Genomic DNA, 22,230 nt, shown 5'->3' with positions numbered 1-22,230 from the left:
CGCTCCAGTGCAGCTCAGACGGTGTGCGCGCACTGCTCGTGGATGCCGTCGCGGTACATTGCATACAGTCGACGAATACTGTATGAAGCTTGTTATCCCGCATCCGGTGGGTGGTGTCCAGGGGGCGTGCGGCACTTTTAAGTCAGGAGCCGAGATGGACCTGTTCGAGCACCAGGCAAGGGAACTCTTCGAGGAACACGGCATCTTGGTGCCGAGGGCGGAGGTCACCGACTCGCCCAAGGAGGCACGCGAGATCGCCCGCAGGCTCGGCGGCCGCGTCGTCGTCAAGGCGCAGGTGAAGACCGGCGGGCGCGGCAAGGCGGGCGGCGTGAAACTCGCTGCAGATCCGGCCGCCACCGAACTGACGGCACGCCAGATCCTCGGTATGGACATCAAGGGCCACACGGTCGGCAAGGTGATGCTGGCCCAACCGGTCGACATCGAGAGCGAGTTCTACATCAGTTACGTACTCGACCGCGCCGCCGGCCGTTTCCTCGCGATCGCCTCGGCCGAGGGCGGCATGGACATCGAGGAAGTGGCCGCCACCCGGCCGGACGCCGTGGCACGCGTCCACATCGACCCGGCCGAGGGCGTCACCTCGGCGAAGGCGACCGAGATCGCCGAGGCCGCGGGCCTGCCCCCGCAGACCGTCGACGTCCTGGTCAGGCTCTGGGACGTACTGATCCGGGAGGACGCCGTCCTCGTCGAGGTGAACCCCCTTGTCCGTACGGCCCAGGGGCAGATCCTCGCCCTCGACGGCAAGGTCACGCTCGACGACAACGCCCGCTTCCGTCAGGCGCGTTGGGGCGACCAGGAGTCCGCGCACGACGACCCGCTGGAGGCGGCCGCCGCGGCCAAGGGCCTCAACTACGTGAAGCTGGACGGCGAGGTCGGCATCATCGGCAACGGCGCGGGCCTCGTCATGTCGACCCTCGACGTGGTCGCGGGCTGCGGCGCGCGACCCGCCAACTTCCTTGACATCGGCGGGGGCGCCTCCGCCCAGATCATGGCCGACGGCCTCTCCGTCATCCTCTCCGACCCGGCCGTGAAGTCGGTCTTCGTGAACGTCTTCGGCGGCATCACCGCCTGCGACGCGGTCGCCGACGGCATCGTGCAGGCCCTGGACACCGTCCAGCTGACCAAACCCCTGGTCGTCCGCCTCGACGGAAACAACGCCGTACGCGGCCGCACGATCCTCGACGACCGAGCCCACCCGCTGGTCCAGCAGGCCACCACCATGGACGGCGCCGCGCGCCGCGCCGCCCAACTCGCCAACGCCATCTGAAGGAGCGGGACATGGCCATCTACCTGACCAAGGAGAGCAAGGTCCTCGTCCAGGGCATGACCGGCGGCGAGGGCATGAAGCACACCCGGCGCATGCTCGCGGCGGGCACCAATGTCGTGGGCGGCGTCAACCCCCGCAAGGCAGGCCAGAGCGTCGACTTCGACGACCGGGCCGTCCCCGTCTTCGGCTCCGTACGCGACGGCATCGAGGCGACCGGCGCCGACGTGAGCGTCGTCTTCGTCCCGCCCGCCTTCGCCAAAGCCGCGGTTGTGGAAGCCGCCGACGCCGGGATCGGACTCGCCGTCGTCATCACGGAGGGCATCCCGGTCCACGACTCGGTCGCCTTCCACGCCTACGCCACCGCCAAAGGCACCCGCATCATCGGCCCCAACTGCCCCGGCCTGATCACCCCAGGCCAGTCCAACGCGGGCATCATCCCCGCCGACATCACCAAGCCCGGCCGCATCGGTCTGGTGTCCAAGTCGGGGACGCTCACGTACCAACTCATGTACGAACTCCGCGACATCGGTTTCTCGACATGCGTGGGCATCGGCGGCGACCCGGTCGTCGGCACCACGCACATCGACTGCCTGGCAGCTTTCCAGGACGACCCCGACACCGAACTCATCGTCCTCATCGGGGAGATCGGCGGCGACGCCGAGGAACGCGCCGCCGCGTACGTCCGCGAGCACGTCACCAAGCCCGTGATCGGCTACATCGCCGGTTTCACCGCGCCCGAGGGCAAGACGATGGGCCACGCGGGAGCGATCGTGTCCGGCTCGTCCGGTACCGCACAGGCGAAGAAGGAAGCGCTGGAGGCGGCCGGTGTACGCGTGGGCGGCACACCGACCGAGACGGCGAAACTCGTTCTGGCGCTCCTCGAAGAAGGTCGCTGAGCACCCTCGAAGCGGAGCGTGACGTCACTCATAGTTGACGCGAGGTGACTGTCGAGCGGGACATTCGCTCGCTACGTTCCCTCACCACCTTCCTTCCCTACGTACGTGACCACGTGTCCCTACGCAGGGAAGCCGAGCCGTGCAATTCCCTCCCTCCCTCCCACCCGTCGCCCACCACCACCCCTCCAAGGAAGGCCCTCCGGGCCCTTTCTTTCTCGACTGTGCACCGAGAGCGGAGAAACCCGAATGGCATCACCAACCCTCACCCTCAAGTCCCACACCTCCTGGACCGACGCCTGGCAGCGCTGCCTCGCGGTAGCGCCCGAGGCGTTCCAGGACGACCGTGTCCTCAACCTCTGGGGCGCCGCCTGGCAGGCGGACGGCCGGGCCCTGCCCGCCACCAGCCCCGTCGACGGCAGTCCCATCGCGGGCCCGCCGCGGCTGGACGGCGCCACGGCCCACCAGGCCGTGCGCGCCTCGCTCGACTACCACCGCGCCTGGCGTCACGTACCTCTGGAAGAGCGCCGCGCCCGCGTCGCCGCCACCCTCGACGCGCTCACTCAGCACCGCGAACTGCTCGCCCTCCTCCTCGTCTGGGAGATCGGCAAGCCCTGGCGGCTCGCGCAGGCCGACGTCGACCGGGCCATCGACGGCGTGCGCTGGTACGTCGACGGAATGGAGCCCATGCTCGAGGGCCGGACCCCGCTCGACGGGCCCGTGTCCAACATCGCGAGCTGGAACTACCCGATGAGCGTGCTCGTTCACGCATTGCTGGTACAGGCACTGGCAGGCAACGCGGTCATCGCCAAGACCCCGACCGACGGCGGCGTCGCGTGTCTGACCCTGGCCTGTGCGCTCGCCGCACGCGAAGGGATTCCCGTCACCCTCGTCAGCGGCAGCGGGGGCGAGCTGTCGGAGGCGCTCGTGCGCGCGCCCGAGGTCGGCTGCGTCTCCTTCGTCGGCGGCCGGGACACGGGTGCCGCGGTGGCCACGGCCGTCGCCGACCTGGGCAAGCGACACGTACTCGAGCAGGAAGGACTCAACACCTGGGGCATCTGGAACTACACCGACTGGGACACGCTGACGGCGGCCATCCCGAAGCTCTTCGACTACGGCAAGCAGCGCTGCACGGCCTACCCGCGCTTCGTCGTACAGCGTGAGCTGTTCGACGAGTTCCTCGCCGCGTACCTGCCGGCCGTCCGCACCCTGCGCGTCGGCCACCCGCTCGCCGTCGAGCAACCGGACGACCCGTACCCGCAGCTGGACTTCGGACCCGTGATCAACGCGGCCAAGGCGAAGGACCTCCACGACCAGGTCGCCGAGGCCATCGACCGCGGCGCCGTCCCAGTACACCGCGGCAAGTTCGGTGACGCCCGCTTCCTGCCCGGCCAGGACACGGCGGCGTACGTCCAGCCGGTCACGCTGCTCAACCCGCCCCCATCCTCCCCACTCCACCACGCGGAGCCCTTCGGCCCGGTCGACACCATCGTCCTGGTCGACACCGAGGCCGAGCTGCTCGCCGCCATGAACGCGTCGAACGGCGCGCTCGTCGCCACCCTGTCCACGGACGACGAGGCCACGTACAGCCGACTGTCCCCGCAGATCCGTGCGTTCAAGGTCGGCCACGGGAATCCCCGCTCCCGGGGCGACCGGGACGAGCTCTTCGGCGGCTTCGGCGCGTCGTGGCGCGGCGCGTTCGTGGGCGGCGAGCTGCTGGTGCGTGCGGTGACTCAGGGGCCGGCGGGGGAGCGGTTGCCGGGGAACTTCCCCGACTACCACCTGATGCCGTGACCGCGGCCCGGACTGTGACCGCGGATCGGGCCCTCACCGACGAGGTTCACGGTGTGGTCAAGGCTCACGGGGTGACCGTGTAACTCCGTAGGTCGAAGGTCTGGCCCAGGGCGTTGGTGGGCGTCACCGTCACCGCGGTGCCGTCCACTGACACCTTCGGGAGGCGATACGCCTGCGCGCCCTCTGCCGGGCGGGCGCGACCCCGCAGACCGAGCCGCGGTTGCGGCTGATGGGACCGGCCGAGGGCCGCCCGGACACCACGCGAAGGTGCGAGAACGAACCACTCCATGGACCCGCCGTGTCGATCAAGCCACTCACAGTGAACGCCGAAGTGTGTCGCTTCCTGGCCTCACGTAGGCCCGCTGCAGCCAGGAAACGCAGGTGAAGGGCACCTCGAAAGCTTGGTATTGTTGTCCATGTCGCCGCGGGGAACACCCCCGGCCAGGCGGCAGACACCTAGTCCGGGTGGCGGAATGGCAGACGCGCTAGCTTGAGGTGCTAGTGCCCTTTATCGGGCGTGGGGGTTCAAGTCCCCCCTCGGACACCGACTGGTAGTCCACGGGTTGTCGCAGAGTGCTGGTTGAGATTCATCTCGACCAGCATTTTCTGTTTTCCGGAGTCGTAGGTGAGGGCGAGCCCGAGCTGTCGGTAGATCTCCGCCTTGTCCGCGGCTTCCGCTTGGTGTACGACGGCGGCCAGGTCGCTGATGGAGCGTACGAGCCGGGCGATCTCGTCTCGGGTCATCCGGGCGCCGGGGCCTTGGGCCGTGGTGCGCAGTTCGGCTTCGGCGCGGGCTTTGCGGGCCTGGGTCTCGGCGATCCATTGAGTGGCGAGGGTTGGGTCGGCTCCGGCTTCGAGCGCTGCGCGGTGGGTGGCGAGCTTGGCATCGCAGTCGGCGATCACTGTCCGGGCGGCTTCGGCGGTGCCTTTCTCGTCGCTGGCGGGGGGTGCGGCACCGGCCATCAGGTCGATGGTGTCGTCGAGGCGGTGCGGCAGGAACACTTTGCTCAGCCGGTCGTCGAGCGGTGGGAGGATCCACGTCTCGCGCAGGCAAACGTTGCGGGGGTGCTGGATGTGGTTGGCGAGGGCGTACTCCTCGGGGAAGCGGCATCGGTAGTATGTCAATCCCCTCGCAGCGTGGAGACGATCTATGCAGCCAGTCCCTCGGCGAGGGTGGCTCGGTAGTCACGTTCGTAGTCGATCGGGCTCTTGAACCCGCACACGCTGTGTAGCCGCCTGGAGTTGTAGAAAACGGTGATCCAGGTGGCGATCTTGATGCGTGCCTCGGTGCGGGTGCGGAAGGCATGCCGGTGGACGTACTCGACCTTCAGCACGCTGTTGAACGCCTCGCTCACGGCGTTGTCGAGACATGACCCGACCAAGTCCATGTGGCTTTCCCCCGAAGCCGAGAGACTGATCTTTGCGATCGGGCGGCGGCCAAAGCGGGTAAACTGGCGGACGGCCGCACGAGAGCGTTCTTGGTCACACTTGGACTGCCTTCGTGCGGCCACTCTCATGCCCTGACTGCGGCCTGTGCGCGGAGGGAAAGTCAGGTAAGGGTGGAGACGCCGGGCCCCTAGAATGGCCGGGTGACCGACAATACTCAGCGCCCCACTAGTGGGCCGAACAGCTCCCCTGAACTGCCGACTCAGTACGCGCCGGCCGAGGTAGAGGGGCAGCTGTACGAGCGCTGGGTAGATCGGGGTTACTTCGAGGCCGACGCGAAGAGCGACAAGCCCGCGTACACCATCGTCATCCCGCCGCCGAACGTCACCGGCAGCCTGCACCTCGGGCACGCCTTCGAGCACACGCTGATCGACGCCCTGACCCGCCGCAAGCGCATGCAGGGCTACGAGACGCTGTGGCAGCCCGGCATGGACCACGCCGGCATCGCCACTCAGAACGTGGTCGAACGTGAGCTCGCCAAGGAAGGCAAGTCGCGTCACGACCTGGGCCGTGAGGCTTTCGTCGACCGCGTCTGGCAGTGGAAGGCCGAGTCCGGCGGTCAGATCGCCGGCCAGATGAAGCGCCTCGGCAATGGTGTCGCCTGGAGCCGAGACCGGTTCACGATGGACGAGGGTCTCTCCAGGGCCGTTCAGACCGTCTTCAAGAACATGTTCGATGACGGCCTGATCTACCAGGCCGAGCGCATCATCAACTGGTGCCCGCGCTGTCTGACGGCCATCTCGGACATCGAGGTGGACTACCAGGACGACGACGGCGAGCTCGTCTCCATCCGGTACGGCGAAGGCGACGAGTCCCTTGTCGTGGCGACGACCCGCGCCGAGACGATGCTCGGCGACACTGCTGTCGCGGTCCACCCGGACGACGAGCGGTACGCCTCGCTCATCGGCAAGCAGATCAAGCTGCCGCTCACCGGCCGCACCATCCCGGTTGTCGCAGACACTCACGTCGACCCGGAGTTCGGTACCGGCGCGGTCAAGGTGACGCCCGCGCACGACCCGAACGACTTCGCCATCGGCCAGCGCCACAACCTCGACTCGATCGCGGTTCTCGACGAGCGCGGCGTCATCACGGCCCACGGCCCCTTCCAGGGCCTGGACCGCTTCGAGGCCCGCTCTGCCATCGTCGCCGCCCTGCGCGCCGATGGCCGGATCGTCGCCGAGAAGCGGCCGTACACACATGCCGTCGGCCACTGCTCGCGCTGCAAGACAACGCTGGAACCGCGGCTGTCCATGCAGTGGTGGGTCAAGGTCGACACCCTCGCCAAGGCGGCCGGTGACGCGGTCCGCGACGGCCGGGTGGACATCCACCCCTCCGACATGTCGCAGCGGTACTTCGACTGGGTCGACAACCTCAACGACTGGTGCATCTCCCGCCAGCTGTGGTGGGGCCACCGCATCCCTGTCTGGCACGGCCCGAACGGCGAGACCGTCTGTGTCGGCCCCGACGAGCAACCGCCGGCCGGCGAAGGCTGGACCCAGGACACGGATGTTCTCGACACCTGGTTCTCGTCCGGCCTGTGGCCGTTCTCCACCCTGGGCTGGCCGGAGAACACCGCGGATCTTGCGAAGTTCTATCCGAACTCCGTCCTCGTCACCGGGTACGACCTGATGTTCTTCTGGGTCGCCAGGATGATGATGTTCGGTCTGTACGCCATGGACGGCGAAGTGCCGTTCCGCACCATTGCGTTCCACGGCATGGTCCGCGACGAGTTCGGCAAGAAGATGTCGAAGTCGTTCGGGAACACCGTGAACCCGCTGGACTGGATGGACAAGTACGGCTCGGACGCCGTCCGCTTCACCCTGGCCAAGGGCGCCAACCCCGGTACCGACGTGCCGATCGGCGAGGACTGGGTCCAGGCGTCCCGGAACTTCGCCAACAAGATCTGGAACGCCACGCGCTTCGCGATGATGAACGGCGCCACGATCGAGGGCGATCTGCCGCCTGTCGAGAAGCTCTCGGCCACGGACCGCTGGATTCTGTCGCGGCTCAACAGCGTTGTGGCAGAGGTCGACGCGTACTACGACGACTACCAGTTCGCGAAACTCGCCGACGCGCTGTACCACTTCGCGTGGGACGAGGTCTTCGACTGGTACGTCGAGCTGTCCAAGACCACCTTCTTCGAGGGCGGCGAGCAGGCTGCGGTCTCCGGCCGCGTGCTGGGAGAGGTTCTCGACGTCACCCTTCGCCTCCTGCACCCGGTCATCCCATTCGTCACCGAGACCCTGTGGACGACGCTCACCGGCCGTGAATCCGTCGTGATCGCCGACTGGCCGGCTGACAGCGGATTCCGCGACTCGGCGGCCGAGGCGGAGATCGAGAGCCTCCAGAAGGTGATCACGGAGGTTCGTCGCTTCCGCTCGGACCAGGGCCTTCAGCCGGGTCAGAAGGTGCCGGCCCATTTGGACCTGTCGGGCACGCAGCTCGCCGCCCACGAGGCCGCTATCCGCCAGCTGCTGCGTCTGCTGCCGGAGGGCGATGGTTTCAGCGCTACAGCGACTCTCCCCGTCGCCGGTGCCACGGTCGCGCTCGACCTGTCCGGCACGATCGACGTCGCGGCCGAGCGCAAGCGCCTCGCCAAGGACCTTGCCGCGGCCGAGAAGGAGAAGGCCGAGGCGGAGGCCAAGCTCGGCAACGAGGCGTTCCTGGCGAAGGCCCCGGACAACGTGGTCGACAAGATCCGCACCCGCCTTGCGAAGGCGGAAGAGGACATCGTCCGGCTGCAGAACCAAATCAGCAACCTGCCGCCCGCGTAGAAGCCAGGCCAGCGAAGGAAGCCCCGGACGCATCGTCCGGGGCTTCCTTCGCGAGGCGGACTCTCGCTACGGGATGCCCAGGCACTCGTAGGGGCTCGACAGAGCGAACTCCCGCTGGCGGGCGACCGTCAGTGCCTGTTCGAGGTCGAACTCTGCCATGCGGATCAGGTCGACGAGCCGAGACGGCTTCGAGGCGAGCACGTCGCGCGTGATGGCCTCGGCCGAGTCGGCGCGGTTGAAGTGGTGCCGGAACAGGTCGAGGTTCTTCTCGACTACGAGCAGGGTCATGTCGAACTCGGAGATCTCGGCGTTGGAGACTCGTCGTGTGCGCGAGTGGACCCGGTATTCGTGCAGCGGGCCGGCGATGCACACGATGTTGTTGTGGTCGCCCTCGCGGAAACGCCCGGCGAGGAGGTTCACGGCGAACGCCCAGTCCCCCCACTTCCGTACGTGCGGGTCGTAGAGACCGCCGCGGATGGCGTCGTCTCGGCGACAGACGATCGAGGTGGGCACGTGATGCTTGCGCAGGATCAGCTCCTCGCGGCACGGGTAGGAGGAGATGGTGAGCCCGTCGAAGTCGCCGATCAGGACAGCCGTCTCGGCGGCGAACAACCGGCCAAGCTCTGGGCCATCCTCGACGAGGCGGTACTGCGCCGCACGATCGGCTCGGCCGAGGTCGTGCGCGATCAGCTGCGCAAACTTGGTGGAGGCGAGCGAGCAGCCGAACATCACTGTCTGTCTGCCGCAGACACAGAGAGCGCCAAACACCCAGCCGCCGGTGAGCATGGTCTGGGCGAACGCCGGCTCGATGGCGCTGGTGGCCGAGGCCCTGGGTGCGGTCGTCCCCGGCGTCGCCGGCATCCCCGCCCCCGACAGCCGTCTGCTGGAGGCCGCCCATGGCACCGGTCGGCTGGCGGTGGAGATGGTGTCCGCAGACCGACGGCCGGGCACCTTCCTGACCAAGGCGTCCTTCCACAACGCGATCGTGGCGCTGGCTGCCATCGGCGGCTCGACCAACGCGGTCGTCCACCTCCTGGCGATCGCCGGCCGCCTCGGCATCGACCTGTCGATCGACGACTTCGACCACATCGGCTCACGGGTTCCGGTCCTCGTGGACCTCCTGCCGGCCGGCCGTTTCCTCATGGACGACCTCCACCGCGCCGGGGGCCTGCTCGCCGTCCTGCGCGAGGTCCGTGAACTGCTGGACCCCGACGCGCTGACGGTCACCGGCAAGCCTCTGGTCGATCACCTCGACGACGCCCCGATCTGGGACTCCGAGGTCATCCGCACCCGCGCGAATCCGCTGGTCGCCGAGGGTGGCATCGCCGTCCTGCGGGGGAACCTCGCCCCCGCAGGGGCGCTCATCAAACCCGCGGCGGCCTCCCCGCACCTGCTGCGACACCGCGGCCGGGCGGTCGTCTTCGACAGCATCGAGGACTTCCACGCCCGAATCGACGACCCGGACCTCGACGTCGACGCCGGCTCCGTCCTGGTACTGCGCGGGTGCGGCCCCAAGGGCTACCCGGGCATGCCGGAGGTGGCGAACATGCCGCTGCCCAAGAAACTGCTCGCCCAGGGCGTCCGCGACATGGTTCGCGTCTGCGACGGCCGCATGAGCGGCACCGCCTACGGCACCGTCGTCCTGCACGTGGCGCCGGAGGCCGCGGCCGGCGGGCCGCTCGCGCTCGCGCGGACGGGGGACTTCATCAGCCTCGACGTCGAGGCCCGGCGCATCGACCTCGACATGCCCGCGGGCGAACTCGCCCGCAGGAGCCCCAACGAAGCCACCGTCACCGGCTTCGCCAACCCCCGGCGCGGCTGGGAACGGCTCTACGTCGACCACGTCCTGCAGGCCGATACCGGTGCCGACCTGGACTTCCTCGTCGGCTCCAGCGGTTCGGAGGTGAGCCGTGAATCGCACTGAACGGCGCATCCGGCGTATCCGGCACAGGTACGACACGGCCGAGTCGCCTCTGTAGCGCGAAGCATCGTGGACGAAGGAAAGCCGGTCGGAGGCGCGGGCGGCGACGGTGCCCGTTCCGGCCTACTCCGGCCGGGCCGGCAGCCTGGCGGCGGTGACGAGGTACTTGGCGTCCGCAGGCAGCAGCACGCGGCCGGCCGTTTCGCGGTGGGGCAGGCTGAGTCGGCGTCGGGCGCAGGGAGCGGCAGGGATGCCCTGCGCAGCCGTACGCTCCACGTCTTCGGGTCGGGAAACACAGTGAACCGACACACGTGATCGCGCAGCACCACGCCCTCGCGGAGGGGCGAGAGACCGTCGATGGAACCTCGGACACCGGCAGGAACAGTCACACTCGCAGAGACCTCGCTTCGCGTGGGGCCCTTCGTGCTGCCCGGAATGGGTGCAGAGGCTGCTGAGCCGGTCGCGTATCCGGAGCCTGCGGGGCACGCTGGAAGCAGCCACTCGTGATGCCCGGCCCGCCCGGTGCGGAGACGAGCCTGCATGCCGCTGCACGGGAACAAGGCGAGGTGACCACGCATGTGCCACAGGGTCGTGTCACCACTGCGGCAGGCTTGTCGCGGCCCTCTCGGCGCGGAGCGGAGCGGCGGGCATGACCCGCCTGTCGGACCAGGAGGACCAGGCGAACCGGGAGGACCGGGAGGATCAGGAGAACCGGGAGGACCTGTCGGACCATCGGGTCCGTCTGAGCCGTCCGGCTCACCGGGCGCTCCGGATCCTTCCGGGGCGCCCGATTCTCCGGGTTCCCCGGGTGACGGTCGGCCCGGCAGGAGCGGCAGCGGGAGTCACCCCCGCAGCCGTGGGCACCGGTCGAGGGAACTGGGGCACTTCCTCCACGTCAGGGGCACGCGCGTATGGCGGCGCGGCAAGGAAGTGGAGCTGATGCACCGGGCCATGGGCTTCGCGGCGCTGGGACTGGTGACGTTCGCCCCGCTGCTGATCGTGGTCGCGGCGGCCGCCCCGCTCCAGGAACGCGGCTTCTCCACGTGGGTCGTGGACGGTATGGGGCTGTCCGGGCGCCCGGCCGACGCCGTGCAGGCCCTCTTCGCCGCACCCCGCAAGGTTCTGAGCGCGACCAGTGTCCTGAGCGTGGCGTTGCTCGCGCTCTTCGGCGTGACATTCGCGGGCAGCGTCCAGACCGGTTACGAGAAGGTGTGGGACCTGTCGGCCGGGCGCTGGCACACCGTATGGCGGCGCGTGGTGTGGCTCGTCGCTCTGACGGCCTATCTCTTCGCCGAAGCACAGAGTGGGGCCGCCCTGGGATCGGGAACCCTGCGCTCATGGCTCCGGGCCGGGCTGTCCGCGCTGCTCGGCGTGCTCTTCTTCTGGTGGGGGCAGCGTTTTCTGTTGGGCGGCCGGATTCCCTGGCGTGCCCTCCTGCCGGGCGCCATCGCCACGATGGTGGGGCTGGGCGGCCTGCGTCTGTTCTCTTCCCTCGTGTTCTCCCCGCTCATCGTGAGCAACGCGGTCTCCTACGGTTCGGTCGGCACCGTCCTGGTCGTGACGTCCTGGCTCGTAGGTGTCGGCTTCGTCGTCTTCGGCGGCGCCCTCGTCGGTCGCTACTGGTATCTCCACGAACCGCACAACATTCCCCACCCGCACCCGCACGTCCATCACCGACCCCGCTCACGGAAACGCTGAGGCGCCGTGAACCCGCCTGCTTGACGAAAGTCGTGGCGGGTGGGTTGTGGGCCGTGGGTGGTGACGAACCGCGGCGGCACCGCACGGGACGTGGCTGATGGGCCGCCACCGGCGATGGGCAGTGGCGATGCACGAGCGAGACGCGGTGGCGGACCCTGTGCCGCTCCGCGTGTCCACGTATCCGCCCGGCCCGGAGTGGACACGCGGAGTGGACGAAGATGCGCCGTGCGCAACACCTGGCACCGACTTGGCCGTCGCAGATGATGTGCCGTGGATCTGATGGTGTGGACGTGGCCGTCCGGGCCGGGCGCCCGGCCCGACCGAGCCGCTGCTTTCGGCATGGCGTCAGGCCCGGCTCTACCGCCGAGGCGTGTCGTGGCCAGACGTTCCGCCTGGCCCACCAGCACCTCTCACGGCCTCATGATTCTCACGGCCTCATGACGATTCGCGTACGACGAGCTCGGTGGGAAGCGTGACGTGCCGACGCGGTGCCTCGGGATCGCCGATCTCCTCCAGGAGGATGTGGGCGATCATGCTGCCGATCTCCTCGACGGGCTGACGCACGGTGCTGAGGGGCGGATTGCTGTGCCGGGCGATGATGGAGTCGTCGAATCCGACCACGGCCACGTCGTCGGGGACGCGGCTCCCTTGTCTGCGCAGCTCCGCCAGTGCACCCGCCGCCATGACGTCCGAGGCGACGAACACCGCGTCGAGCTCGGGGACTTGTTCAAGGAGTGAACGCATCGCCGCCTCCCCGCCCTCCTCGGTGAAGTCGCCCGAGGCCACGAGTCGGTCCGTGGCCTCGTGGCCCGCCTGCTCGAGAGCCGAGCGCCAGCCCTGGAGCCTGCTGCGCGCTACGTCCATGTCGAGCGGTCCGCTGATGGTGGCGACGGTCCGCCGCCCCCGGCCGAGGAGGTGGTTGACGGCCGTCGCGGCCCCGCCCGCGTTGTCGGAGTGCACATGGCTGAGTGACTCGTCGGGGGAGCGGCGCCCGGCGAGCACCGTAGGGAGCCCCATGTCCTCCAGCAGCCCCGGCAGCGGATCGTGCTCGTGCACCGAGACCAGGAGAACTCCGTCGACACGCCGCTCCGCCACCGACTTGGTGAGCTGGTCCCGCTCGGCCTGGTCGCGTACGAGCACCAGCTGGAGCTGCGTCCGGGTCTTCGCGAGGGCGGTGCTGACCCCGCGGATTACCGCCGAGAAGTAGGGCTCCGAGCCCAGTCTGCTCTCCGACTCGGGGATCACCAGGGCCACGGAGTTCGTCCTGCTCGTCACCAGCCCGCGGGCAACCGAGTTCGGTACGTAGTCCAGCTCGGCGATGGCGGCGAGCACGGCGGCCCTGGCCTTCTCACTGACGAGCTCGGAGCCGTTGATGACTCGTGAAACCGTGGTGCGTCCGACACCGGCGCGCGCGGCCACGGTTTTGATGGTCGGGCGTTGCCTGCCCCCCATGACGCCTCCCTCACTTCTGCGCTGCCCGGACGGCTCTCACCTGCGCGCATTGTGCCAGACCGGCGCCGGACATCCGCGAGCGTCCGCAGGGTCCAAGCGCGGGGCAGGACATCTTCCCGCAACGAAATGGATTCGACTTCTTGACAGAGCCTTTCGCGGCGGCCAGGCTTCGGGCTCCTGAGTGGGCACGTTCCCATCCCTGTTTGGGAACGTACCCACCGGACAAATCGTGCCTACGGGGCGGACCGTGGGGCTCGAACTCCGGTGCGTCAGCGCCGCCGCTAGGAGGACCAAATGGACAAGTTCCGAAGCAAGTTGCGTACGAGAGTCGTGGCCGCGGTGTCGGCTGCGTCGGCTCTCGGTCTGGTCGTGGGCTGCGGGGGCAGCAGTGACGGGGGGACCGGTGGGGGCAGGGACGGCGACAAGGTCACCATCACCATGGGACTGTTCGGCGTCATGGGCTTCAAGGAGACCGGGCTGCTCGACAAGTACATGAAGGAAAACCCGAACGTCGTCATCAAGGCGGACGTCGCGGGTGACGAGCAGACTTACTACACCGCCCTGCAGACGCACCTGGCCGCCGGCAGCGGGCTGAAGGACATCCAGGGCATAGAGATTGGTAGGGCCAAGGAACTGTCCGACACGCAGAAGGACAAGTTCGTCGATCTGGCCGGCGTGGCCGGGACGGACCACTTCCTTCCGTGGAAGCAGAGCCAGGTCACCACCGCGGACAAGAAGGTCATCGGCCTCGGCACCGACATCGGCCCGATGGCGGTCTGCTACCGCAAGGACCTCTTCGAGCAGGCCGGCCTGCCCACCGAACGCGACGAGGTCGCCAAGCTGTGGGAGGGCGACTGGTCGAAGTACGTCGCCGCGGGCAAGCGGTTCAAGGAGAAGTCGAAGGACGACAAGGTCGCCTTCATGGACAGCTCCAGCGGGCTGTTCAACGCCATGATCTACGGCGACTCCCAGCAGTTCTACGACAAGGAGGGCGAGCTGATCTACGCCACCAACCCTGTCGTGAAGGACGCGTGGAAGCTGGCCTCCGAGGCGGCCACGTCCGATCTGACCGCGAAGCTCCGCCAGTTCCAGCCCGGTTGGGACCCCGGTCTGGCCAACAGCACCTTCGCCAGCACCGTCTGCCCGGCGTGGATGCTCGCGCACATCAGCGAGAAGGCGGGCCCGAAGAACAAGGGCAAGTGGGATGTCGCCAAGGCGCCCAAGGGCGCCAACTGGGGCGGAGCGTTCCTCGGCGTGATGGAGAAGAGCCCCGTCAAGAAGGAGGCGCAGGAGCTCGTGGCCTGGCTCACCGCCCCTGAGCAGCAGGCCTATCTCTTCAAGGAGATCGGCAACTTCCCCTCGTCGCAGACCGCCTTGGAGACACCCGAAGTGGTCGATGCCAAGTCGGACTACTTCAACGGCGCGCCCATCGGGAAGATCTTCGGCGCCGCGGCCCAGGAGATCCCCGACGAGCAGGTGCTCGGCCGCAAGGACGGCACCATCAAGGACATCTTCTCGCAGGGCCTGACCTTGATCGAGGCGCAGAACAAGAGCCCGAACGAGGCGTGGAAGACCACTGACACGCGCATCGAGAAGGCCGCCGGCTGACCTCGGGCCCCATTGCCCATCTCCGCAGAAGCCCGGCGTCCCACGCGCGGCCCGTGTGGGCCGCCGGGCCCCTGCCCGCCTCCCCCAGAGCAGTTTCTGAACCTCCGCCTGCGCCCCGACGCCCGGTGCGCACCCTCGCGGCACGTCGCCGCAGGACAGGTGGCTCCGCCACATGACCTGCAACGCCGCACGCCGAGGGCACGCACCGGCTGTGTCCGACAGCCTCCCCCGCTCTCGGCTTCGCTCGAGCGGGGGGACCCCCATGAGCGGGGGGACCTCCATCGCGGCGGGCGCTGCGCCCCCCGCTCCGCGCGGACGACGGGGTTCAGAAACAGGCTCTCACCCTCCAGGAAGGACGCCTTCCGGTGGCCATTTCCACCTCGACACCCTCAGACGGTGCGCCCGGCACCGCCTCGCCGGCCGGGACCGGCACCGGCACCGGCACCGGCGGGGACGGTCAGCGTCGCCGCACGCTGCTGCACCGTCTCGACGTCCGGGGCGCGCCGTATGCCTTCGTCGCCCCGTTCTTCGTCGTCTTCGCCGCCTTCAGCTTCTACCCGCTCATCTACACCTCGTGGATCTCGCTGCACCGCGTCGAACTGTCGACCCTGAACCTCATGGAGTGGGTCGGCTTCGACAACTACACGGCGCTGTGGGACGACGACCGCTTCTGGAACGCGCTGTTCAACACGTTCACCATCGGCGTCCTGTCGACCGTGCCGCAGTTGCTGATGGCGCTCGGGCTGGCGCACCTGCTCAACTACCGGCTGCGCGGCTCGACGTTCTTCCGCGTCGCCGCCCTGACGCCGTACGCCACGTCGGTCGGTGCCGCGGCCCTCGTGTTCACGATGCTCTTCGAACGCGACTTCGGCATGATCAACTGGATGTTGAGCCTGATCGGTGTCGACAACATCGACTGGGAGAACAACAAGTGGGCCGCGCAGACGGCCATTTCCTCGATCGTCATCTGGCGCTGGACCGGCTACAACGCCCTGCTCTACCTCGCGGCGATGCAGGCGATCCCGCGCGACCGCTACGAAGCCGCGGCCATCGACGGCGCCTCGCGGTGGCAGCAGTTCCTGAAGGTCACCGTCCCCGGCATCCGCTCCACCATCGTGTTCACCATCGTCCTGTCCACGATCGGCGCCACCCAGCTCTTCGGTGAGCCCCTGATCTTCGGCCAGGGCCCGAACGGCATCACCGGGGGAGCGGACAACCAGTACCAGACGCTGGGTCTGCTGCTGTACGAGGAGGGCTGGAAGAACTACCAGATGGGCCGGGCCGCCACGGTCGCCTGGGCGATGTTCCTGGTGCTCATTCTCGTGTTCGTCGTCCAACGAATCGTCAAGCGCGTCCTTGCGCGCAGGGCCTGACCGGGAGATTTCCATGACCACAGACAGCATCCCGGTCCAGGCGGCGGACGCGCGCCCCGGGGTCGCGAAGAAGGCCCGGAAGGACACCCCCTCCGGCGGACGGCGCCCCAGGCTGTTCCGGCACCCGGGTGCCGGACGTCAGCACCACGCGGGGCCCGTCGCCTACATCCTGCTGGGGATCGCGGCGCTGTTCTCGCTCTTCCCGCTCTACTGGACGATGGTGGCGGCGTCGACCGACAACACGCGCGTCACCCAGACGCCTCCGCCGTTCCTGCCGGGACCCCACCTCCTGGAGAACCTCGGCAAGGCCTGGCAGGACGCCGCGCTGGGCAAGGCCATGCTCAACAGCCTGATCGTGGCCGGGGTGATCGCCCTGTCCACGGTGCTGTTCGCCACCCTCGCCGGCTTCGCGTTCGCCAAACTCCGCTTCAAGGGCCGCAACATCCTGCTGATGCTCGTCATCGGCACGATGATGGTGCCGCCCCAGCTCGGCGTCGTACCGCTGTTCATGATGATGACCGAACTGGGCTGGGGCCAGAAGCTGCCCGCCGTCATCTTCCCCACGCTCGTCAGCGCCGTCGGCGTGTTCTTCATGCGGCAGTACCTGTCCGAGGCGCTGCCCGACGAACTCGTCGAGGCCGGGCGGGTGGACGGTGCGCACTCCCTGCGCATCTTCTGGAGCATCGTGCTGCCGATCGCCCGGCCTCCCATGGCCGTGCTGTTCATGATCACTTTCGTGCACGCCTGGAACGACTTCTTCTGGCCGTTCATCGTGCTCGACATGACCAATCCGACGGTCCCCGTAGCGCTCACCCAGCTCAGTGCGGGATACGTGCGCGACCAGTCGCTGATCATGGCAGGCGCGCTGCTCGGCACGCTGCCGCTGCTCGCCCTGTTCATCGTCTTCGGCCGTCAGATCGTCGGCGGAATCATGCAGGGAGCGGTCAAGGGATGAGTGCCGTGCCGTCCCCCTGTTGCCGCGGCCCTTCGACGCCCGCCACCCCGCTTCGCCTCTCCCGCCCCGCAGTACATCTGGAAGGACCCACGTGACTACCGCAACCCGACGTGTCGCGCCCGCCCCGGAGAACACCACCGTCATGAGGTTCCCGCAGGGCTTCACCTGGGGTACGGCGACCGCCGCGTACCAGATCGAGGGTGCCGCCTCCACGGACGGACGCACTCCCTCGATCTGGGACACCTACTCGCACACGCCCGGCAGGGTGCGCAACGGCGACACCGGTGACGTCGCCACCGACCACTACCACCGCTGGCGCGAAGACGTCGAGATCATGGCCGATCTGGGCGTCAGTGCCTACCGGTTCTCCCTGTCGTGGCCGCGCGTGCAGCCGACCGGGCGCGGCCCGGCCGTCGAGAAGGGGCTCGACTTCTATCGCGCCCTGACCGACGCACTGCTGGAAAAGGGCATCGAACCGGTCGTCACCCTCTACCACTGGGACCTGCCGCAGGAGCTGGAGGACGCGGGCGGCTGGCCGGAGCGCGCCACCGCCGACCGGTTCGCCGACTACGCGACGCTGGCGGCCCGTGCGCTGGGGGACCGGGTGAAGACCTGGATCACCCTCAACGAGCCCTGGTGCAGCGCCTTCCTCGGATACGGCTCCGGCGTCCACGCGCCCGGGCGCACCGACCCGGTCGCGGCCCTGCGAGCGGCGCACCACCTCAACCTCGCCCACGGCAAGGCCGTTCAGGCGCTGCGCGCCGAACTGCCCGCCCGCGCACAGGCGTCCATCACACTCAACATTCACCACGTCCGCGCGCTGACCGAGGCAGCCGAGGACCTCGACGCGGCCCGGCGGATCGACGCCCTGGCCAACCGCGTGTTCACCGGCCCTCTGCTGGAAGGCCAATACCCCCAGGACCTTCTCCAGGACACGGCGAGCCTGACCGACTGGTCCTTCGTACGGGACGGCGACACCGCCACGATCCACCAGCCGCTGGACTTCCTGGGCGTCAACTACTACACACCCACGCTCGTTTCCGCCGCCACCGGCGAGGCCAGCCACGGTTCCGACGGTCACGGGATGAGCGAGCACAGCCCCTGGCCGGGCGCCGACGTCGCCTTCCACCGGCCGCCCGGCAGCACCACCGCGATGGGCTGGGCGGTCGACCCCAGCGGCCTGTACGACCTGCTGACGCGGCTCAAGGCGGACTTCCCCGCGATGCCTCTGGTGATCACAGAGAACGGGGCCGCGTTCGACGACTACGTGAACCCGGAGGGCGAGGTGGCCGACCCCGAACGCATCGCCTACCTACACGGCCACCTGTCGGCCGTGCACCGGGCGATCGTGGCCGGTGTCGACGTCCGGGGCTACTTCCTGTGGTCTCTGCTGGACAACTTCGAGTGGGGCTACGGCTACAGCAAGCGCTTCGGGGCCGTCTACGTCGACTACCCGACCGGCAAGCGCATCCCCAAGGCCAGCGCGCGGTGGTACGCCGACCTGGCCCGCACCGGCACATTGCCGGAGGGGAGCGGCGGGAACCGGTGAGCACGGGTGCTCGCGGTGACGGTGGCGTACGCTCCGACGCCGCTGCACGGCGCTTCGGGGACAGATTCAATCCGCCACGCGCATAGGGCAGTTGGCGGAAACTGACCGACGGCCATCCGTTGCGGGCGCGGGACATCCCGCTGTCCCGCGCCCCGCAACGAGTGCAGCACCTGGACACTATCGGCGGCGCCCGCATCGACGGCACGGCACTGGAGTGGAATCGTGCGCCCGGAGGAGAATGCGGGCACCCCGTCACACAATCCCGCGCGCCTGTCCACCAGCCCTGGCCGACGCGTCTCGCCGAGGCGGAGCGTCACGCAGTCGGTGCGGGCGTGCTGACAACTGTCCGTTGCCGCACCGGAGTCGGGTGTGCCGAGCGAGTGCCGGGACCGAAGGCGGCCAGGACGATCGCGCCGGCCGGCCAGGCGCCGGCGATGAAGCAGAAGACGCTCTGACAGCGTGACGCGGCGACCCGCGCCGGTCGACCTGGCGCGGATCCGGAGTGGGGAGACTCCTCAGTCGACGTAGCGCAGGCCCGCGGCCGCGAGCGGTTCGCGCATGCCGTACATGTCGAGGCCGAGTTCGCCCGCGGCGAGCCGCTTGCGCTTCCGCGCCTCGTTCTCCTCTCGGCGGAGGGAGGCCTCGGCGACCTCGGCGACGCGCTCGGCCGGGACGACGACCACGCCGTCCGCGTCCGCGACGACCACATCGCCGGGGCGGACCTGCGCGTTGGCGCAGACGACGGGTACGTTGACCGATCCGAGGGTTGCCTTCACGGTGCCCTTGGAATTGATCGCGCGGCTGAAGACGGGGAAGTCCATGTCCTGGAGTTCGGCCACGTCGCGGCAGCCGCCGTCGATGATCAGCCCCGTACCGCCCCGTGCGCGTACCGAGGTGGCGAGCAGCTCACCGAAGAAACCGTCCTCGCATTCGGTGGTGCAGGCTGCCACCAGGACGTCACCCGGCTGCAGTTGTTCCACGGCCACGTGCATCATCCAGTTGTCGCCCGGCTGGAGCAGCACCGTGACCGCCGGTCCGCAGAGCCTGGCGCCGGGATATACGGGCCGTAGGTAGGGGCGCATCAGACCGCAGCGGCCCATGGCCTCGTGGATCGTGCTGACACCGAAGGGTGCGAGCGCCTCGACGTCCGAGCGGTCCGGGCGTGTGACGGAGCGGTGGACGACTCCGAGTTCGTACATGGTCCTGCTCTTCCTTCCGCGGGTCAGCGGCCCTGGCGTTTCAGCAGGGCGTCCAGGCGGGGGTAGACGGCACGGGCGTTGTGTTCCTGGATCGCGGCCAGGTCGTCCGGGGACAGCCTGGCGGCCTCGGCATAGCGACGGGTGTCGTCGAAGTGGTGGCCGGTGCACGGGTCGACGGAGCGGACGGCGCCGATCATCTCCGAGGCGAAGAGGATGTTCCTGGCGGGGATGACGTCGAAGAGGAGGTCCGAACCGGGCTGGTGGTAGACGCACGTGTCGAAGAAGACGTTGTCCAGGACGTGTTCTTCCAGGGGCGGCCTGCCGAGTGCCGTCGCCAGCCCGCGGAAGCGGCCCCAGTGGTAGGGAACGGCGCCGCCGCCGTGCGGGATGACCAGGCGCAGGGTGGGGAAGTCCGCGAACAGGTCACCCTCTACGAGCTGCATGAACGCCGTGGTGTCGGCGTTGAGATAGTGCGCTCCGGTGGTGTGGAACGCGGGGTTGACGCTCGTACTGACGTGGACCATCGCCGGGATGTCGTACTCCACCATCTTCTCGTAGACGGGGTACCACGAGCGGTCGGTCAGCGGTGGAGCGGTCCAGTGACCGCCCGAGGGGTCGGGGTTGAGGTTCAGGGCGACGGCGCCGTACTCCTCCACGCAGCGGGTGAGTTCCGGTACGCAGGTGGCCGGGTCCACGCCGGGGGACTGCGGGAGCATCGCGGCGGGGACGAAACGCTCCGGGTAGAGGCTGCTGACACGGAAGCAGAGCTCGTTGCAGATGCCCGCCCACTCGGAAGAGGTCCCGAAGTCCCCGATGTGATGCGCCATGAACGACGCGCGGGGCGAGAAGACCGTCATGTCGATGCCGCGTTCGTCCATCAGCCGCAACTGGTTCGCCTCGATGGTCTGGCGCAGCTCGTCGTCACTGATGCGCAGATCGGCGCGAGCCGGGGCGACCGTGGGGTGGGCGAGCCCTTCGATCTGCTGATTGCGCCATGCTTCCAGCGCCGGCGGGGCGGTCGTGTAGTGACCGTGGCAGTCGATGATCATCGCTGTTCCTGTGCGAGGAGCGGAGTTCCTGACCGGTCGCCGGACGTGCGCTGCCCCTTCCGCGCTCCGTCGTCGCGGACGCGGACGTCAGCGGGCTTGCCTGTCGCGGCTCGCACCGTCACTCTCCCTTTGGGTGGCTTGCCTGCGAACCTAACCGCTGACGAAATTGTTGACAATATCTGCGACGATAATTTTTCGCGGAGCACGCAGACGGGACCGCCTTCCTTGAGGCGGGTCCCGTCTGTTCGGCGTTTCGATCCGACTTCGTCTTCTCTTCCTGTTTTGACTCCTCGTTACGACGTGCAGACGTCCTTCAGCTTGTCGGCGGCGGCGTCGATCTTGCTGGAGTCCGGGCTGGTGTCGCCGTTCAGAATGGATTTGTTGTAGTCCGCGACCGCATCGTTGAGCTCGTCGACCGCCTTGTTGACCTCGTTGTTGTCGGTCTTGTCGTCGATCTTTTCCAGGTTCTTGTCGATGGTGTCGATGGATTCGTCGGTCCGCGTGGGGTCCTCCGCCGCGTCCAGGCCGGCCTCATGGATTTCCCTGAGGCTGTCGGAGATCGTGTCGGCGTTCTGGAGGCAGTCCAGCGAGTCGTCGAGGTTCTCGCAGCCGGTGAGGAACGCGGCGGTCAGGGTGACGGCAGCCAGGGCGGTGGCGATGGCGGCGGTACGGCGTCCACGGCGGCGGTTCACGGTCATGGGAAGGGTCCTTTGCTCGATGGGCTTGCTGGACTCGCTGGGCCTGGTGGACTCGCTGGGCTTGGTGGGCTTGGTGGGTGACTGCGGGGGGTTTCGATTTCGAAGTGAAGGAACCGCGTGAGCGACAGCGGCGCGGCGGCGCGGCGGCGCGATGAGTCCGGGTTCGATGGCTACGAGCCGCTGATGGACAGGACGGGCCTCGCAGGGGCGGCCGTGATCCCTTTCGCGCCGTCCACCTTCTCCGCGCCGTCGAGGACGGCACCGGCGGCGGAGCTCGTGGCGAGCCTGCCCACGAAGAACGACCACCGCAGCAGGTTGGCGACGAACGACTTCACACCGGCCGGCAGCGACTTCACGGAACTGTCCTTCTGGATCTGGAGGATCTGGAGGATCTGAGGAGGACCGTGAGGTCCCTCGCGGTCCTCCCCAGATGACCGCGAGGGTTCCTCGCGGTCCGTGGATCTGTTGTGATCTCTGCCGACTACGATCCCGTCGCGGGCTCGCCGCCACGAGGTACCGGCCCCCCAGAGCCATTG

Annotated in this window: 17 protein-coding genes, 1 tRNA gene and 2 pseudogenes; 12 read left to right on the top strand and 8 right to left on the bottom strand. The window is 68.5% G+C overall.

The features are described from left to right. The first annotated feature begins 154 nt into the window (after window positions 1-154). From sucC to ACTWQR_RS09660, 3 genes are all read left to right on the top strand, one after another. Window positions 155-1,285, top strand: a complete 1,131-nt coding sequence (sucC, locus tag ACTWQR_RS09670) for an ADP-forming succinate--CoA ligase subunit beta (RefSeq protein ID WP_443226530.1) — start codon at window positions 155-157, stop codon at window positions 1,283-1,285. Window positions 1,286-1,296: 11 nt separating this feature from the next. Then, window positions 1,297-2,181: a succinate--CoA ligase subunit alpha gene (sucD, locus tag ACTWQR_RS09665; protein WP_443226529.1), complete on the top strand. Its 885-nt coding sequence runs from the start codon at window positions 1,297-1,299 to the stop codon at window positions 2,179-2,181. A 246-nt stretch (window positions 2,182-2,427) separates the two neighbouring features. Continuing rightward, complete coding sequence (locus ACTWQR_RS09660) at window positions 2,428-3,972, top strand: aldehyde dehydrogenase family protein (protein WP_443226528.1); 1,545 nt, start codon at window positions 2,428-2,430, stop codon at window positions 3,970-3,972. Between the two features lie 64 nt (window positions 3,973-4,036). Here ACTWQR_RS09660 and ACTWQR_RS09655 read toward each other — a convergent pair whose 3' ends face one another. Beyond that, window positions 4,037-4,261 (bottom strand): hypothetical protein, encoded by a 225-nt coding sequence (locus tag ACTWQR_RS09655; RefSeq protein WP_443226527.1) that lies wholly within the window; start codon window positions 4,259-4,261, stop codon window positions 4,037-4,039. Window positions 4,262-4,431: 170 nt separating this feature from the next. On the opposite strand from ACTWQR_RS09655, the gene ACTWQR_RS09650 reads away from it, so the two are divergent. Then, a tRNA-Leu gene (locus ACTWQR_RS09650) sits at window positions 4,432-4,516 on the top strand. Here the strand turns inward: ACTWQR_RS09650 and ACTWQR_RS09645 are convergent. Further along, on the bottom strand, window positions 4,498-5,097 hold the full coding sequence (locus ACTWQR_RS09645) for a hypothetical protein (RefSeq protein WP_443226526.1): 600 nt from the start codon (window positions 5,095-5,097) through the stop codon (window positions 4,498-4,500). The two genes, ACTWQR_RS09650 and ACTWQR_RS09645, sit on opposite strands and share 19 nt — an antisense overlap. A 23-nt stretch (window positions 5,098-5,120) precedes the next feature. Next, window positions 5,121-5,360, bottom strand: coding sequence for an integrase core domain-containing protein (locus ACTWQR_RS09640; RefSeq protein WP_443226525.1), 240 nt, complete (start codon window positions 5,358-5,360; stop codon window positions 5,121-5,123). A 201-nt stretch (window positions 5,361-5,561) separates the two neighbouring features. On the opposite strand from ACTWQR_RS09640, the gene ACTWQR_RS09635 reads away from it, so the two are divergent. The 4 genes and pseudogenes from ACTWQR_RS09635 to ACTWQR_RS09620 all read left to right on the top strand — a co-directional run bounded on the left by ACTWQR_RS09635 (window position 5,562) and on the right by ACTWQR_RS09620 (window position 11,811). Further along, on the top strand, window positions 5,562-8,192 hold the full coding sequence (locus tag ACTWQR_RS09635; protein WP_443226524.1) for a valine--tRNA ligase: 2,631 nt from the start codon (window positions 5,562-5,564) through the stop codon (window positions 8,190-8,192). Window positions 8,193-8,708: 516 nt separating this feature from the next. Further along, window positions 8,709-8,840: pseudogene (locus ACTWQR_RS09630) on the top strand (hypothetical protein); the annotation flags it as partial. Window positions 8,841-8,991: 151 nt separating this feature from the next. Next, window positions 8,992-10,116: pseudogene (locus tag ACTWQR_RS09625) on the top strand (dihydroxy-acid dehydratase domain-containing protein); the annotation flags it as partial. A 936-nt stretch (window positions 10,117-11,052) separates the two neighbouring features. Continuing rightward, on the top strand, window positions 11,053-11,811 hold the full coding sequence (locus ACTWQR_RS09620; protein WP_443226523.1) for a ribonuclease BN: 759 nt from the start codon (window positions 11,053-11,055) through the stop codon (window positions 11,809-11,811). 435 nt (window positions 11,812-12,246) lie between these two features. Here the strand turns inward: ACTWQR_RS09620 and ACTWQR_RS09615 are convergent, their stop codons facing one another. Further along, on the bottom strand, window positions 12,247-13,263 hold the full coding sequence (locus tag ACTWQR_RS09615; RefSeq protein ID WP_443226522.1) for a LacI family DNA-binding transcriptional regulator: 1,017 nt from the start codon (window positions 13,261-13,263) through the stop codon (window positions 12,247-12,249). Window positions 13,264-13,557: 294 nt separating this feature from the next. On the opposite strand from ACTWQR_RS09615, the gene ACTWQR_RS09610 reads away from it, so the two are divergent. The 4 genes from ACTWQR_RS09610 (at window position 13,558) to ACTWQR_RS09595 (ending at window position 18,748) form a co-directional block, all read left to right on the top strand. Then, the gene (locus ACTWQR_RS09610) at window positions 13,558-14,871 is read left to right on the top strand and encodes an extracellular solute-binding protein (protein ID WP_443226521.1); all 1,314 of its coding nucleotides are present in this window, start codon (window positions 13,558-13,560) and stop codon (window positions 14,869-14,871) included. A 365-nt stretch (window positions 14,872-15,236) separates the two neighbouring features. Next, window positions 15,237-16,244, top strand: a complete 1,008-nt coding sequence (locus ACTWQR_RS09605; protein ID WP_443226520.1) for a carbohydrate ABC transporter permease — start codon at window positions 15,237-15,239, stop codon at window positions 16,242-16,244. A gap of 13 nt (window positions 16,245-16,257) precedes the next feature. Further along, window positions 16,258-17,199, top strand: a complete 942-nt coding sequence (locus ACTWQR_RS09600; RefSeq protein ID WP_443226519.1) for a carbohydrate ABC transporter permease — start codon at window positions 16,258-16,260, stop codon at window positions 17,197-17,199. 142 nt (window positions 17,200-17,341) lie between these two features. After that, window positions 17,342-18,748, top strand: a complete 1,407-nt coding sequence (locus ACTWQR_RS09595) for a GH1 family beta-glucosidase (RefSeq protein WP_443226681.1) — start codon at window positions 17,342-17,344, stop codon at window positions 18,746-18,748. A gap of 515 nt (window positions 18,749-19,263) precedes the next feature. On the opposite strand, the gene ligK is transcribed toward ACTWQR_RS09595, so the two are convergent. The 4 genes from ligK to ACTWQR_RS09575 form a co-directional block, all read right to left on the bottom strand. Next, window positions 19,264-19,947, bottom strand: a complete 684-nt coding sequence (ligK, locus tag ACTWQR_RS09590) for a 4-carboxy-4-hydroxy-2-oxoadipate aldolase/oxaloacetate decarboxylase (RefSeq protein WP_443226518.1) — start codon at window positions 19,945-19,947, stop codon at window positions 19,264-19,266. A 23-nt stretch (window positions 19,948-19,970) separates the two neighbouring features. Beyond that, window positions 19,971-20,996 carry an amidohydrolase family protein gene (locus tag ACTWQR_RS09585; RefSeq protein WP_443226517.1) on the bottom strand — a complete coding sequence of 342 codons (1,026 nt, stop codon included), beginning with the start codon at window positions 20,994-20,996 and terminating at the stop codon, window positions 19,971-19,973. Window positions 20,997-21,289: 293 nt separating this feature from the next. Further along, window positions 21,290-21,694 carry a hypothetical protein gene (locus ACTWQR_RS09580; RefSeq protein WP_443226516.1) on the bottom strand — a complete coding sequence of 135 codons (405 nt, stop codon included), beginning with the start codon at window positions 21,692-21,694 and terminating at the stop codon, window positions 21,290-21,292. Window positions 21,695-21,864: 170 nt separating this feature from the next. Further along, window positions 21,865-22,050, bottom strand: a complete 186-nt coding sequence (locus tag ACTWQR_RS09575) for a hypothetical protein (RefSeq protein ID WP_443226515.1) — start codon at window positions 22,048-22,050, stop codon at window positions 21,865-21,867. Between the last annotated feature and the right edge of the window lie 180 nt (window positions 22,051-22,230).

Origin of the sequence: Streptomyces sp. 2A115, from assembly GCF_052245575.1 — a bacterium.
Lineage (GTDB): Bacteria > Actinomycetota > Actinomycetes > Streptomycetales > Streptomycetaceae > Streptomyces.
This window is presented reverse-complemented; position numbering and strand designations above follow the sequence as displayed.